This is a genomic window from Streptomyces sp. NPDC102278, from assembly GCF_044766345.1.
Classification (GTDB): Bacteria; Actinomycetota; Actinomycetes; order Streptomycetales; family Streptomycetaceae; genus Streptomyces.
In genome coordinates, this window is sequence record NZ_JBIWLV010000001.1 from 900,798 (window position 1) to 915,251 (window position 14,454).

General features: G+C 70.8%; 13 protein-coding genes and 1 pseudogene. 7 read left to right on the forward strand and 7 right to left on the reverse strand.

Annotation, left to right across the window (positions count from 1 at the left end; translation table 11 throughout):
- Window positions 1-38: 38 nt before the first annotated feature.
- The 4 genes from ACIRO3_RS04105 to ACIRO3_RS04120 all read right to left on the reverse strand — a co-directional run bounded on the left by ACIRO3_RS04105 (window position 39) and on the right by ACIRO3_RS04120 (window position 4,492).
- Window positions 39-1,163: a GuaB3 family IMP dehydrogenase-related protein gene (locus ACIRO3_RS04105; protein WP_053682580.1), complete on the reverse strand. Its 1,125-nt coding sequence runs from the start codon at window positions 1,161-1,163 to the stop codon at window positions 39-41.
- A gap of 181 nt (window positions 1,164-1,344) precedes the next feature.
- A complete protein-coding gene (gene guaB, locus ACIRO3_RS04110) occupies window positions 1,345-2,850 on the reverse strand; it encodes an IMP dehydrogenase (RefSeq protein ID WP_361779593.1) in 1,506 nt (501 codons plus the stop codon).
- 136 nt (window positions 2,851-2,986) lie between these two features.
- The gene (locus ACIRO3_RS04115; RefSeq protein WP_361779596.1) at window positions 2,987-3,616 is read right to left on the reverse strand and encodes a sigma-70 family RNA polymerase sigma factor; all 630 of its coding nucleotides are present in this window, start codon (window positions 3,614-3,616) and stop codon (window positions 2,987-2,989) included.
- Window positions 3,617-3,880: 264 nt separating this feature from the next.
- Entirely contained in the window at window positions 3,881-4,492 is a 612-nt protein-coding gene (locus ACIRO3_RS04120; RefSeq protein WP_003948568.1) for a response regulator transcription factor, read from the reverse strand.
- A 380-nt stretch (window positions 4,493-4,872) separates the two neighbouring features.
- Between ACIRO3_RS04120 and ACIRO3_RS04125 the strand changes: the two genes are divergently transcribed.
- The gene (locus ACIRO3_RS04125; RefSeq protein WP_030230767.1) at window positions 4,873-5,199 is read left to right on the forward strand and encodes a WhiB family transcriptional regulator; all 327 of its coding nucleotides are present in this window, start codon (window positions 4,873-4,875) and stop codon (window positions 5,197-5,199) included.
- A gap of 180 nt (window positions 5,200-5,379) precedes the next feature.
- Here ACIRO3_RS04125 and ACIRO3_RS04130 read toward each other — a convergent pair whose 3' ends face one another.
- The gene (locus tag ACIRO3_RS04130) at window positions 5,380-6,279 is read right to left on the reverse strand and encodes a LysR family transcriptional regulator (protein WP_404132128.1); all 900 of its coding nucleotides are present in this window, start codon (window positions 6,277-6,279) and stop codon (window positions 5,380-5,382) included.
- A 79-nt stretch (window positions 6,280-6,358) separates the two neighbouring features.
- Between ACIRO3_RS04130 and ACIRO3_RS04135 the strand changes: the two genes are divergently transcribed.
- The 3 genes from ACIRO3_RS04135 to ACIRO3_RS04145 all read left to right on the forward strand — a co-directional run bounded on the left by ACIRO3_RS04135 (window position 6,359) and on the right by ACIRO3_RS04145 (window position 8,694).
- Window positions 6,359-7,066, forward strand: a complete 708-nt coding sequence (locus ACIRO3_RS04135) for an MOSC domain-containing protein (RefSeq protein ID WP_404132131.1) — start codon at window positions 6,359-6,361, stop codon at window positions 7,064-7,066.
- A 35-nt stretch (window positions 7,067-7,101) separates the two neighbouring features.
- On the forward strand, window positions 7,102-7,875 hold the full coding sequence (locus tag ACIRO3_RS04140; protein ID WP_361779606.1) for an SDR family oxidoreductase: 774 nt from the start codon (window positions 7,102-7,104) through the stop codon (window positions 7,873-7,875).
- 132 nt (window positions 7,876-8,007) lie between these two features.
- Window positions 8,008-8,694 (forward strand): ester cyclase, encoded by a 687-nt coding sequence (locus ACIRO3_RS04145; RefSeq protein WP_365998822.1) that lies wholly within the window; start codon window positions 8,008-8,010, stop codon window positions 8,692-8,694.
- A 185-nt stretch (window positions 8,695-8,879) separates the two neighbouring features.
- On the opposite strand, the gene groL is transcribed toward ACIRO3_RS04145, so the two are convergent.
- Together groL and groES are read right to left on the reverse strand one after the other, a co-directional pair.
- Window positions 8,880-10,508 carry a chaperonin GroEL gene (gene groL, locus ACIRO3_RS04150; protein WP_053682585.1) on the reverse strand — a complete coding sequence of 543 codons (1,629 nt, stop codon included), beginning with the start codon at window positions 10,506-10,508 and terminating at the stop codon, window positions 8,880-8,882.
- Between the two features lie 140 nt (window positions 10,509-10,648).
- Entirely contained in the window at window positions 10,649-10,957 is a 309-nt protein-coding gene (gene groES / locus ACIRO3_RS04155) for a co-chaperone GroES (RefSeq protein WP_053682586.1), read from the reverse strand.
- Window positions 10,958-11,321: 364 nt separating this feature from the next.
- Here groES and ACIRO3_RS04160 point away from each other — a divergent pair.
- From ACIRO3_RS04160 to ACIRO3_RS04170, 3 genes and pseudogenes are all read left to right on the forward strand, one after another.
- A pseudogene (locus ACIRO3_RS04160) lies at window positions 11,322-11,959 on the forward strand (response regulator transcription factor); the annotation flags it as partial.
- Window positions 11,948-12,949, forward strand: coding sequence for an LCP family protein (locus ACIRO3_RS04165; RefSeq protein ID WP_404132370.1), 1,002 nt, complete (start codon window positions 11,948-11,950; stop codon window positions 12,947-12,949). The pseudogene ACIRO3_RS04160 and the gene ACIRO3_RS04165, both read left to right, overlap by 12 nt.
- Window positions 12,937-14,376 carry an FtsW/RodA/SpoVE family cell cycle protein gene (locus ACIRO3_RS04170; protein WP_404132136.1) on the forward strand — a complete coding sequence of 480 codons (1,440 nt, stop codon included), beginning with the start codon at window positions 12,937-12,939 and terminating at the stop codon, window positions 14,374-14,376. The genes ACIRO3_RS04165 and ACIRO3_RS04170 overlap by 13 nt, the downstream gene beginning before the upstream one ends.
- Window positions 14,377-14,454 lie beyond the last annotated feature (78 nt).

Sequence of the window (14,454 nt, forward strand, 5' to 3'; positions counted from 1 at the left end):
GGGGTGCCGGCCCTCCGGCGTACGGACGTGGTGGTCGGTCAGCGGCGGTGCTGCGAGTCCGCGACCGTGACCTCGACCCGCTGGAACTCCTTGAGTTCGCTGTAGCCGGTGGTGGCCATCGAGCGGCGCAGCGCGCCGAAGATGTTCATCGAACCGTCCGGGGAGTGCGACGGGCCGGTCAGGATCTCCTCGGTGGTGCCCACCGTGCCGAGGTCGACCTTCTTGCCGCGCGGCACGTCCTCGTGGACGGCCTCCATGCCCCAGTGGTTGCCCTTGCCGGGCGCGTCCGTGGCACGGGCCAGCGGGGAGCCCATCATCACGGCGTCCGCGCCACAGGCGACGGCCTTCGGGATGTCGCCCGACCAGCCCACGCCGCCGTCGGCGATGACGTGCACGTAGCGGCCGCCGGACTCGTCCATGTAGTCGCGGCGGGCCGCGGCCACGTCCGCGACGGCGGTGGCCATCGGGACCTGGATGCCGAGCACGTTGCGCGTGGTGTGCGCGGCGCCGCCGCCGAAGCCCACCAGGACACCGGCCGCGCCGGTGCGCATCAGGTGCAGGGCCGCGGTGTAGGTGGCGCAGCCGCCGACGATGACCGGGACGTCCAGTTCGTAGATGAACTGCTTGAGGTTCAGCGGCTCCGCGGCGCCGGAGACGTGCTCGGCCGACACCGTGGTGCCGCGGATCACGAAGATGTCCACGCCCGCGTCGACGACGACCTTGGAGAACTCGGCCGTGCGCTGCGGGGAGAGCGCGGCGGCGGTGACGACACCGGAGTCGCGCACCTCCTTGATGCGCTGCCGGATCAGGTCGGCCTGGATCGGCGCGGCGTAGATCTCCTGGAGGCGGCGGGTGGCGGCCTCCTCGTCCAGCTCGTTGATTTCGTCGAGCAGCGGCTGGGGGTCCTCGTACCGGGTCCACAGACCTTCGAGGTTCAGCACGCCGAGGCCGCCGAGCTCGCCGATCCGGATGGCGGTCTGCGGGGAGACCACGGAGTCCATGGGGGCGGCCAGGAAGGGGAGCTCGAAGCGGTACGCGTCGATCTGCCAGGCGATCGAGACCTCCTTCGGGTCCCGCGTACGCCGGCTCGGGACGATGGCGATGTCGTCGAACGCGTACGCCCTGCGGCCGCGCTTGCCGCGCCCGATCTCGATCTCAGTCACGTGTGGTGGCCTTTCCTGTGGGTCTGCCCGTCCAGTATCCCCGAACCCCGGGGGCCCGCGTTCCGGTGACCGCTGTACGGACGCGGTCCGCCCGGCCGCGGGCGCGTTCCCCGGCCCGGAACGAGGAGGGGGCGGCCCCGGATCAACCGGAACCGCCCCTTCATGCGCGGGTGGGGGCCGCTCAGCCCTTGCGGGAGTAGTTCGGCGCCTCGACCGTCATCTGGATGTCGTGCGGGTGGCTCTCCTTGAGGCCGGCCGAGGTGATCCGGACGAAACGGCCGCGGTCCTGCAGCTCGGGAACCGTTCGGCCGCCGACGTAGAACATCGACTGGCGCAGGCCGCCGACGAGCTGGTGCACGACCGCGGAGAGCGGACCGCGGTAGGGGACCTGACCCTCGATGCCCTCGGGGATGAGCTTGTCGTCGCCGCCCACGCCCTCCTGGAAGTAGCGGTCCTTGGAGAAGGACTTCTGCTCGCCGCGGGACTGCATCGCGCCCAGCGAACCCATGCCGCGGTAGGACTTGAACTGCTTGCCGTTGATGAAGAGCAGCTCGCCCGGGGACTCCTCGCAGCCCGCGAGGAGGGAGCCGAGCATCACCGTGTCGGCGCCCGCCACCAGCGCCTTGGCGATGTCGCCGGAGTACTGGAGACCGCCGTCGCCGATGACGGGGACGCCCGCGGCCTTCGCGGCCAGCGAGGCCTCGTAGATCGCGGTGACCTGCGGGACGCCGATGCCGGCGACGACGCGGGTGGTGCAGATGGAGCCGGGGCCGACGCCGACCTTGATGCCGTCGCAGCCCGCGTCGATGAGCGCCTGGGCGCCGTCGCGGGTGGCGATGTTGCCACCGATGACGTCGACGGAGGAGTTCGACTTGATCTTGGAGACCATGTCGCCGACGAGACGGGAGTGGCCGTGGGCGGTGTCGACGACGATGAAGTCGGCGCCCGCCTCGATCAGGGCCTGGGCCCGCTCGTACGCGTCGCCCGCGACACCGACGGCCGCGCCGACGAGCAGCCGGCCTTCCTTGTCCTTGGCGGCGTTCGGGTACTTCTCCGCCTTGACGAAGTCCTTGACCGTGATGAGGCCCTTGAGTGTGCCCGCCTCGTCGACCAGCGGCAGCTTCTCGATCTTGTGGCGGCGCAGCAGCTCCATCGCGTCCACGCCGGAGATGCCGACCTTGCCGGTGACCAGCGGCATCGGGGTCATGACCTCGCGCACCTGACGGCTGCGGTCCGACTCGAAGGCCATGTCGCGGTTGGTGACGATGCCGAGCAGCTTGCCCGCCGCGTCCGTGACCGGGACGCCGGAGATGCGGAACTTCGCGCAGAGCTGGTCGGCCTCGCCGAGGGTGGCGTCGGGGTGCACGGTGATCGGGTCGGTGACCATGCCGGACTCGGAGCGCTTCACGAGATCGACCTGGTTCGCCTGGTCGACGATGGAGAGGTTGCGGTGCAGGACGCCGACGCCGCCCTGGCGGGCCATCGCGATGGCCATCCGCGCCTCGGTGACCTTGTCCATGGCCGCGGACAGCAGGGGGACGTTGACGCGGACGTTGCGCGAGATGAGGGAGGAGGTGTCGATCTGGTCCGGCGCCATGTCCGACACGCCCGGGAGCAGCAGCACGTCGTCATACGTGAGGCCGAGTGTGGCGAATTTGTCGGGCACTCCATCGGCGTTCACAGTCATGACACCTTCCCAAATGGTCTTGCTCAGCGCGGATGTCCATGCTAACGGGATCGCGACGCGTCTCATTCCACGACCAAGGTCAAGCAGAATTTTCGTCGGTTCCTACTACTGGACCCCGGCCCGCGATCTCGGCGGTCTACTGCTCCGCGAGCGCCCGGAGGCGGCTGAGCGCCCTGTGCTGGGCCACGCGCACCGCCCCGGGGGACATGCCGAGCATCTGCCCGGTCTCCTCGGCGGTCAGTCCGACGGCGACCCGCAGCACGAGCAGTTCGCGCTGGTTCTCGGGCAGGTTGGCCAGCAGCTTCTTGGCCCAGGCGGCGTCGCTGCTGAGCAGCGCGCGTTCCTCCGGGCCGAGCGAGTCGTCGGGCCGCTCGGGCATCTCGTCGGAGGGGACGGCCGTGCTCCCCGGGTGCCGCATGGCGGCCCGCTGGAGGTCGGCGACCTTGTGCGCGGCGATGGCGAAGACGAACGCCTCGAACGGGCGCCCGGTGTCCCGGTAGCGCGGCAGCGCCATCAGGACGGCCACGCAGACCTCTTGCGCCAAGTCCTCGACGAAGTGACGAGCGTCACCCGGAAGGCGGGACAGTCGGGTGCGGCAGTAGCGGATCGCGAGGGGGTGTACGAAGGCCAGCAGATCGTGCGTGGCCTGCTCGTCGCCCTCCACGGCTCGGCGGACGAGGGCGCTGACGGCCCCGGCCCCGCCGCCCTTGGCGGTGCCGGTGGAGCCTGTGGCCGCAGGTGACCCCGGGGCCTCGTCGTCGCGCATCAATCCATGGTGCCTTGGCACGGGTGCATTCGCGGCACCGTGGTCCTTGTTGTGCATCGAAGCGTTATGAGCGGGTGCGCCAGAACTCATCGCCTGCGCCCTCCCCTCCGCTCGGCCCGAATGGTCCCTAGGCCGCATCTTCGAGAATGCGGCACACCCTCAAGGATGCGGCATCGCGCACGAAGCGACACGTCCCCCGGATTGTGCCCCGCCAATCCCCGGTTTCGCACCGGGTCCGGGCGGGACACTCTCAACGGTCCGCGATCAGCGGACCAGGCCCCAACGGAACCCGAGCGCCACGGCGTGCGCCCGGTCCGAGGCGCCCAGCTTCTTGAACAGCCGACGGGCGTGCGTCTTGACCGTGTCCTCGGAGAGGAAGAGCTCTCGCCCGATCTCCGCGTTGGACCGGCCGTGGCTCATGCCCTCCAGCACCTGGATCTCGCGCGCGGTGAGCGTGGGCGCGGCGCCCATCTCGGCCGAGCGGAGCCGGCGCGGGGCCAGTCGCCAGGTCGGGTCGGCGAGGGCCTGGGTGACCGTGGCCCGCAGTTCGGCGCGCGAGGCGTCCTTGTGCAGGTACCCCCGGGCGCCGGCGGCGACCGCGAGGGCCACGCCGTCCAGGTCCTCGGCGACCGTCAGCATGATGATGCGGGCACCGGGGTCGGCCGAGAGCAGCCGGCGGACCGTCTCGACACCACCCAGGCCGGGCATCCGTACATCCATCAGAATCAGATCGGAACGGTCGGCACCCCAGCGGCGGAGGACTTCCTCGCCGTTGGCTGCCGTCGTCACACGCTCGACGCCGGGCACGGTGGCAACCGCGCGACGGAGCGCCTCTCGGGCAAGCGGGGAGTCGTCGCAGACGAGGACGGATGTCATGACCGCCCTCCGCAGCTGCTGATGCGCGTCACCTTGAGCCTCCAGGCTGGTACGTATCGTCACCTGTGCGGTCGATGCCCCCGGACACCTGTCCGAGAACTTATTGGTTCAACCGCCTTCGCACTCTCAACGATGGTCACTCGAAAGAGTTACGGGTCAGACGGACACGTTCGGCACTCTACGTGAGGAAGCGATCACGACGTCGGAGGCGCGGGCGGCCTGTCCTCCATCTGGAGCTATGCCCTATTTGGCGGCTTTCCTTCCGTTTGGCACGTGTCTGAGGCTAGATTCCCAATGAGTCATATTTACATCTACTCCGACAGTAGGTGTGGAGACATGGACCGTATCCGCCTCAGTACCGGCACCAAGAGGGACTACCAATGGCAGATTTCTCCCGCCTCCCCGGACCGAACGCCGACCTCTGGGACTGGCAGCTGCTGGCTGCCTGCCGCGGGGTCGACAGCTCCCTGTTCTTCCACCCGGAAGGCGAGCGGGGCGCGGCCAGGAGCGCGCGCGAGGCCTCGGCTAAAGAGGTCTGCATGCGCTGCCCGGTCCGCTCGGAATGCGCCGCCCACGCCCTCGCCGTCCGCGAGCCCTACGGGGTGTGGGGCGGCCTCACCGAGGACGAACGCGAAGAGCTGATGGGTCGGGCCCGCCACCGCCTGATCCCCGCGTCGAGCACGATCGGCCCGATCGCACCGCACTAGCCGGATCGCCCGAAACGCCCGAAGGAACGTTTCCTCGAATCCGTGGCGCCCGTGCGCGTCACGGGCCCCCCGGGCCCGGTCCGTCACCCGCCCGGCCGTACCGCCGTACGGCGAAGTGCCCGACGGACCGCCCGGCGGGGCCCGCGGCCCGCGCCGGGGTCCGTCGGGCGCCGACCCCCGTCACCGCGTCGCGGCCCGCTCCAGCTGGGTCAGCGTCGCCGCCACGGCGGGGACCCGCGCCAGGTCCGCCAGGGTCAGCGCCACGACCTCCCGCTCCACGGCGGGCTCCACCGCCACGGTGCTGACGCCCTTGGCCCGTACGGACTCCACCGCGAGCTCGGGCAGCACGGCCACGCCGAGCCCCGCGCCCACCAGGCCGACGACGGCCGGGTAGTCGTCGGTGGCGAAGTCGATGCGCGGGGTGAAGCCCGCGTCCTCGCACACCTCCACCAGGTGCCGGCGACAGCGCGGGCAGCCCGCGATCCAGGGCTCCCCGGCCAGTTCGGCCATGCCCACCCGCTCGGCCCCGGCCAGTCGGTGCCCCTCGGGGACCAGTCCCACGAGACGGTCGGTGAGCAGCGGGCGCACCACCAGGTCCTCCCACTCGGCCGCGGAGGTCGACGAGCCCCCGTACCGGAAGGCGAGCGCGACGTCGCAGTCGCCCTCGCGCAGCATCTCGACCGAGCGCGGCGGCTCGGCCTCGACCAGGGAGATCCGGGTGCCCGGGTGCTCGGCGCGCATGGCCGCCAGCGCGGTCGGCACCAGGGTGGAACTGCCGCTGGGGAAGGAGACCAGCCGCACCCGGCCGGCGCGCAGCCCGGCGATGGCCGCGACCTCCTCCTCGGCGGCGGTCAGTCCGGCCAGGATGCCGGCGGCGTGCCGGACCAGGGCCTCACCCGCCTGGGTCAACCGCATCTCGCGGCCGGTGCGGATCAGCAGCGGGGTGCCGGCCGACTGCTCCAGCGCCTTCATCTGCTGGGACACGGCCGGTTGGGTGCAGCCCAGCTCGCGGGCGGCGGCGGAGAAGGAGCCGGTCCCGGCGACGGCGCGCAGGACCCGGAGATGACGTGCTTCGATCACCCTTCGAGCATAAGGGCACCTTTGACCGCGGCGCCCATACCCGGCGGATCCTTTGAGAGGGCTCGACTAGCCTGTCCGCATGCATCTGATCTCCGTGAACGTCGGCCGCGCGAAGTCCGTCGGGTACTCCGACGCGCAGGGCGCGCTGACCGGCATCGGCAAGCGGCCCGTTCCCGGCCCGGTGCGGGTCTTCGCGCCGGGTCCCAAGGGTGTCGGGGCGAGCGGCGTCGAGGGGGACGACGTCTGCGACCTGCGCCACCACGGGGGCGAGCACCAGGCCGTGTACGCCTACGCCCGCGAGGACCTGGACTGGTGGGAGGCCGAGTTGGGGCGCCCGCTGGCCGGCGGGCTGTTCGGCGAGAACTTCACCACCTGCGGCATCGACCTGAACGACGCACGGCTCGGCGAGCGCTGGCGGGTGGGACGGGACCTCGTCCTGGAGGTGGCCTCGGCCCGCATCCCGTGCCGGACGTTCCAGGGGGCCCTGGGCGAGCGCGGATGGGTCAAGCGGTTCACCCGGGAGGGCCGGCCGGGCGCGTACCTGAGGGTGATCGAGGAGGGGTCGGTGTCGCCGGGCGACGCCGTCGAGATCCTGCACCGGCCGGACCACGAGGTGTCGGTGGGGTTCTGGTTCCGCGCCTTCACCACCGAACGGGCGCTGCTTCCGCGCACCCTGGCCGCGGGCGGGGCCATGGAGCCGGCCGCGCGGGAAATCGTGCGCGCCTATCAACTGCGGCACGGCGAGCCGGCCCTGACGCCGGGTCCGTCGGAGCGGACGGGACCGTGACGACAGGGCCCGGTGGCGGCGACTAGGTTGCGCACATGACGACTGCGTTGATTACGGGATCCACGGCGGGCATCGGCGCCGCCTTCGCCCGGCGGCTCGCCGCCCAGGGCCACAACCTCGTGCTGGTGGCACGCGACACCAAGCGACTCGGGGAGCAGGCCACCGAGTTGCACGACCGCCACGGCATCGAGGCGGAGGTGCTGACGGCCGACCTCTCCACGGACGAGGGCATCGCGGCGGTCGAGGCCCGCCTCGGCGACCGCACCCACCCCGTGGACCTGCTGGTCAACAACGCGGGCTTCGGCAACAAGGGCCGCTACCTCGACGTCTCCATGGCCGACGAGCTGACCATGGTCAAGGTGCACATCGAGGCGGTGCTGCGGCTGACCTCGGCCGCCGGCGAGTCGATGCGCTCGCGCGGGCGCGGCGGCGTGATCAACGTGGCCTCGGTCGCCGCCTTCCTGCCGCGCGGCACGTACGGGGCGAGCAAGGCCTGGGTCGTGCAGTTCACCCAAGGCGCGGCGAAGGACCTGGCGGGTTCCGGGGTGCGGTTGATGGCGCTGTGCCCGGGCTTCGTGCGGACGGAGTTCCACGAGCGGGCCGGCATGGGCACGGACAACATCCCGGGCTGGCTCTGGCTGGACGCCGACAAACTGGTGGCGTCGGCGCTGGCCGACCTGGCGCGCGGCAAGACCGTCTCGATCCCGGATCCCCGCTACAAGGCGCTGATGGGCGTGGTGAAGCTGACCCCGCGGGGGCTGCTCGGCGGTGTGTCCTCCCGTACGGGTCGCAAGTACGGCCCGCAGTGACGCGGACGACCACTACGACGGTCATCCCGACGGGACACATCTGAGCCACCCAAACCCGCCAAACGGGTGAAATCTCCCTAAACTGGACCTGTCCCATCCAGTACGGGAGGCGGCGCGATGACATTCGTACAGGTGATCGATTACGAAACCACGCGGTTCGAGGAGATGAACGCCCTCATCGACCGCTGGGCACAGCGGTCGAGCGGTCGGCGCACGGTCACGCACACCATGATCGGCAGGGACCGCGAAGCGGGGACGCACTATCTCGACCTCGTCGAGTTCCCCTCGTACGAGGACGCCATGAAGAACTCCCGACTCCCCGAGACGGGCGGGATGTTCCAGGAGATGGTGGCCCTCTGCGAGGGCATGCCGACGTTCACGAACCTGGACGTGGTCCGGGACGAGCACCTCGACAAGCTCCTTGTGAACCGGATCTTCGAGGACGTCGCGGAGAAGGGCGACTTCGCGGTCGTCGACGAGTGCGTCGCGGCCGACTACACCGACCACGACATCATGGCGGCGCCCGGCACGGGCGACGGCCGCCAGGGCATGAAGCGGACGATGGGCATGTGGCGCGACGCGTTCGACTTCTCGTTCGACCTGCACCGTCAGATCGCCGAGGGCGACTGCGTCACCACCCTGTGGGCCTGGACCGGTACGCAGAAGGGCGAGTTCATGGGGGTCCCGCCGACGGGGAAGGAGGTCACGATGTCGGGCTGCACGACCTTCCGCATCGAGAACGGCCAGGTGGCGGAGGGCTGGTGGTACTACGACGCGCCGGGCCTCATGCGGCAGATGGGCATGACGAACGCCGCGTAGTACTGGCCGGACGCGGCCCGGGGGCCGGCCGGACGCGGACACGGCGCACCGTCGGACGCGGACACGGCGCACCGTCGGACGCGGACACGGGGAAGGCCCCGGTCCCACCGCTCGGCGGTGTGACCGGGGCCTCCCCTCGGATCAGCGGGGGCCCGCCGAAACGGCGGGCGCCCTGCGGCTCAACCTCAGTGGCTGTGGCCGTGACCGTGGCCGTGACCGGCGTCGCCCTCTTCCTCGGCCGGCTTCTCGACGACCAGGGTCTCGGTCGTGAGCAGCAGCGAGGCGATGGAAGCGGCGTTCTCCAGCGCGGAGCGGGTGACCTTGACCGGGTCGATGACGCCGGCCTTGACCAGGTCGCCGTACTCACCGGTGGCGGCGTTGAAGCCCTGGCCCTTGTCGAGCTCGGCCACCTTCGCGGTGATGACGTAGCCCTCGAGGCCGGCGTTCTCGGCGATCCAGCGGAGCGGCTCGACGGCGGCGCGGCGGACCACGGAGACACCGGTGGCCTCGTCGCCGGAGAGGCCGAGGTTGCCCTCCAGCACCTTCACGGCGTGGACGAGGGCGGAGCCACCGCCGGAGACGATGCCCTCCTCGACCGCGGCGCGGGTCGCCGAGATGGCGTCCTCAAGGCGGTGCTTCTTCTCCTTGAGCTCCACCTCGGTGGCGGCGCCGACCTTGATGACGCAGACGCCACCGGCGAGCTTCGCCAGGCGCTCCTGCAGCTTCTCGCGGTCCCAGTCGGAGTCCGTGGACTCGATCTCGGCCTTGATCTGGTTGACGCGGCCGAGGACCTCTTCGGAGCTGCCGCCACCGTCGACGATGGTGGTGTCGTCCTTGGAGATGGTCACGCGGCGCGCGGTGCCCAGTACGTCCAGACCGGCCTGGTCGAGCTTGAGGCCGACCTCCTCGGCGATGACGGTGGCACCGGTGAGGGTGGCCATGTCCTGGAGCATCGCCTTGCGACGGTCACCGAAGCCGGGGGCCTTGACGGCGACCGCGTTGAAGGTGCCGCGGATCTTGTTGACGACGAGGGTGGAGAGCGCCTCGCCCTCGACGTCCTCGGCGATGATCAGCAGCGGCTTCGAGGCGCCGGCCTGGATGACCTTCTCCAGCAGCGGCAGGAGGTCCTGGATGGAGGAGATCTTGCCCTGGTTGATCAGGATGTACGGGTCGTCGAGGACGGCCTCCATACGCTCCTGGTCGGAGACCATGTACGGCGAGAGGTAGCCCTTGTCGAAGGCCATGCCCTCGGTGAACTCCAGCTCCAGGCCGAAGGTGTTGGACTCCTCGACGGTGATGACACCGTCCTTGCCGACCTTGTCCATCGCCTCGGCGATGAGCTCGCCGACCTGGGTGTCCTGCGCGGAGAGCGCGGCCACGGCGGCGATGTCGGACTTGTCCTCGATCGGACGCGCGGTCGCGAGGAGCTCCTCGGACACGGCCTTGACGGCGGCGTCGATGCCCTTCTTCAGGGCGGCCGGGGAGGCGCCGGCGGCGACGTTGCGCAGGCCCTCGCGGACCAGCGCCTGGGCCAGCACGGTGGCGGTGGTGGTGCCGTCACCCGCGATGTCGTTGGTCTTGGTCGCCACCTCCTTCACGAGCTGCGCGCCCAGGTTCTCGTACGGGTCGTCCAGCTCGACCTCACGGGCGATGGTGACACCGTCGTTGGTGATGGTGGGAGCGCCGAACTTCTTGTCGATGACGACGTTGCGGCCCTTGGGGCCGATCGTCACCTTGACCGTGTCGGCAAGCTTGTTGACGCCGCGCTCAAGGGCACGACGGGCGTCCTCGTCGAACTTCAGAATCTTCGGCATGGAAGCGGTTCAGCCCTCTCGATAAATCGGGTTCAACGAACTGCGCCCCTCGCCGCCCGGCAATCAGCGGGGTGACCAGGGGCGCAGCTCAAAGCAAAACTGGTGAAGCGGAAGAGGATCGCTCCTCTTGCCCGCTCCGACTACTTCTCGACGATCGCGAGGACGTCGCGAGCCGAGAGGACGAGGTACTCCTCGCCGCTGTACTTGACTTCGGTGCCGCCGTACTTGCTGTACAGCACGATGTCGCCGACGCTGACGTCCAGCGGGAGACGCTGGCCGTCCTCGAAGCGACCCGGACCGACCGCGAGGACGACGCCCTCCTGGGGCTTCTCCTTCGCGGTGTCCGGGATGACCAGGCCGGAAGCCGTGGTCTGCTCGGCGTCGAGCGGCTGGACCACAATGCGGTCCTCGAGCGGCTTGATGGCAACCTTGGAGCTGGTGGTCGTCACGATCCGACCTCCCCCTTCGGAGATCCGGGGTTAACTGTCTGAGGTGGCGACCAGGTCGATCCGTCGTCGCGGGTGCCGGACCTGCCTGTCGCTGCGTTGGCACTCACCAGGGGTGAGTGCCAGGTGCGACACTATTCCGGTGATTAGCACTCGGTCAAGCGGAGTGCCAATTTGGCTTCCGGCGAGGCGCGCGCCGGGGCGGCGTTCCGAGCCGGGCCGACCCTGCGAACGCGGCTCCGGGCCCCCGCGCCGACTCCCGCGAAAGTCGCCCGACCCGCCTCTCGGACAGGCGTTCGGCGGCCGTTGAGGTGCCGACCCCGGGCCCGACATCGGGTCCGGCGACCGATACGTGACGCTTGAGCCCGTGCGCATCCTGGTGGTCGAAGACGAAGCGGGACTGGCCGAGTCCCTGCGGCTCGGCCTGTCCGCCGACGGTCACTGGGCCGAGGTCGCCCACGACGGCCACCGCGGCCTGGACCTCGCTCTCACCGGCGGCCCGTACGACGCCGTGCTCCTCGACCTGATGCTCCCCGGCCTCGGCGGCCACGACATCTGCACCCGCATGCGCGCCCACGGCGACCGCACGCCCGTGCTGATGCCGACCGCCAAGGACGGCGAGCACGACGAGGCCGACGGGCTCGACGCGGGCGCCGACGACCACCTCACCAAGCCGTTCTCGTTCGTCGTGCCGGCACCCCGCGGGTCGACGTCCTGCGGGCCGGCGACCTCGTCCTGGATCCGTCCGGTCGCCGCTGCAGGCGCGGCGAGCGGGAGATCGAACTCACCGCGCGCGAGCTCGGCGTGCTCGGCTGCCTGAGGGAACGGCCCGGCCGGGCGGTCGCCAAGCAGGACATCCTCGACGAGGTCTGGGACGTCCCGCACGCCATCGACCCGAACATCGTCGAGGTGTACGTGTCCTCGCTGCGCCGGAAGATCGACGCGCCGTTCGGGCGGCGCTCCATCCTCACCGTGCACGGAACCGGCTACCGGATGGCGCCCGACGGTGGTCAGGACCCTGCGGGCCCGGGCGGCCGCGGCCGCCGCCCTCGCCATGACCGCGATGCTCGGCGCCGGCGGCCTGTGGCTGTACACGCTGCTGCGGGCCAACCTGCTCGACAACACCACCGGCCGCACCGAGCTCGCCGCGCGGAAGGGCGCCGCGCAACTCGACACCCGGACCCCGCCGCCCGGCGGCCGACTGGCCGCGCCCGACGGCGGGCGAAGGCCCGGCGCGAGGAGCAGCGGGCGGGCGAGGGGGCCAAGGACCGGCGGCGGCTGGAGCGGGAGGGCCGGGAGGCGGGACGCAAGGCCGAGATCGAGACGGTACGGGCCTTCCTGGGCGTGCCGGTCGATCACTTCGCGGAGCTGAACCTGGCCGGTTTCCACCACCTGGCCGCGGCCTTGGGCGGGGTGCCGGTCTGTCTGAACAAGGCGGTGCGGGACAGGTACTCGGGTGCGGACTTCCCCGCCGGCCCGCAGACGCTGAACTGGCAGCAGTCCCTGGCCTTCGTCCGGCAGCGGCACGGGTTGCCGGGCGGCGACCTGGACCGGACGAAACGGCAGCAGGCGTTCCTGGCGGGTGCGACGAAGAAGCCGAACGAGGCGGGCACCTTCACGGACCCGGTGAAGTTGATCAAGCTGGTCGACACGGCGAAGCAGGACGTGGTGACCGACGCCGGCTGGGACCTGCTGTCGTTCGTGCGGCAGGCCAAGAACCTGTCCGGTGGGAAAGTGCACTTCACGACACTCCCCGTCGAGGGCTTCGCAAGGAACCATGACGGGGACATCAACGTCGTAGATGATATGAAGATAAAGCGCCTCATTGCCGAGCAGATCGGGCCCAAGGCCCCTGCGCGTCCGAGCGCGCCGGGCGCCGCTCCCTCCGGACCGGGCGCGTCGTCCCCACCGTCCTCACCGCCGCCCGCACCGCCGTCTCCCGCCCCCTCGCGGCCGGAGGAGATCGACGGTGGCGGCGTCCCGTGCGTGGACTGAGGCCCCTGACGGCGGCGGGGGCGCGCCGCCGCACCGAAGCCCTGCTCCTGGTCCTGGTCGTCGGCATCGCCGTTTTCGGCCACTGCGCCGCGAGCCTGGCGATGAACGACGAGCTGCCGCGCAACCTCACCGGCTTCGCCGTCAGCCTGACGCTGCTGTCGCTGGTGGGGCACCTGGGCATCCGCCGGTTCGCGGCGTACGCGGATCCGTTGATCTTCCCGCTCGCCATGCTGCTGACCGGGCTGGGGCTGGTCCTGCTCCACCGGCTCGACCAGGGGTACATCGAGCGGTACAACTCGGACGCGAACGCTCCCGGCCAGCTGCTGTGGACGGTGGTCGGGGTCGCCGCCTGCGTCCTCGTGGTGGCGCTGCTGCGCGACCACCGGCTGTTGCAGCGGTTCATCTACATCACGATGGCCGTGGCGCTGGTGCTGCTGATCGCCCCGGTGTTCTCGCCGGCCGACACCTACGGCGCGAAGCGCTGGATCGTCGTCGGCGGCTTCTCGCTCCAACCGGGCGAGTTCGTCAAGATCATGATCGCGATCTTCTTCGCGGGCTACCTGGTGATCCACCGGGACTCGCTGGCCCTGACGGGCCGGCGGTTCCTGGGTGTCCGGCTGCCTCCCATGCGACAGCTCGGGCCGATCATCACCGTGTGGATCCTGTCCATGCTGGTGCTCGTCTTCGAACGCGACCTGGGTACGTCGCTGATCTTCTTCGGCGTCTTCGTGGTGATGCTGTACGTCGCCACCGAGCGCACCAGTTGGATCGTGTGCGGGGTGCTGATGGCCTCGGTCGGCGCCTTCGTGGTGGGCTCCACCGAACCGCACGTCAAGGGCCGGGTGGCGGCCTGGCTGAATCCGCTCTCCTACTACTGGAAGGACCGGCCGCCGGGGGTGGTCTCCGACCAGTCCGCGCAGGCGCTGTTCAGCTTCGGCACGGGAGGCGTCACCGGCACCGGCCTCGGCATGGGCCACCCCGAGCTGATCGCGTTCGCGGGGCGCAGCGACTTCATCCTGACCACCGTGGGCGAGGAGCTCGGCCTGGCCGGGGTGATGGCGGTACTGCTCCTGTACGCGCTCCTCGTCCAGCGGGGGTTGCGGATGGCCCTGGCCGCGCGCGACCCGTTCGGCAAGCTGCTCGCGGTGGGCCTGTCGGCGGCGCTGGCACTCCAGGTCTTCGTGGTCGCGGGCGGTGTGACGGGCCTGATCCCGCTGACGGGCAAGGCCCTGCCGTTCCTGGCGAAGGGCGGCTCGTCGCTGCTGGCCAACTGGATCATGATCGCCCTGTTGCTGCGGATCAGCGACAGCGCGGAACGCCAACGCGAGGCGGACGCCCACGGCCCGGCGGAGACGACGATCACCCCGGTGGTGCGGGTGGGGCCGGAGGGCCGCGCCGCGCCGTCGGGGGCGGCCGCCGGCGGGTAGCCTCCCGGGCGCCGTCCCGCGCGATCCCGCGCGGTCCTGCGCGGTCCCGCCGGGGTTCCGCGCCGTCCTGCGGGCGGT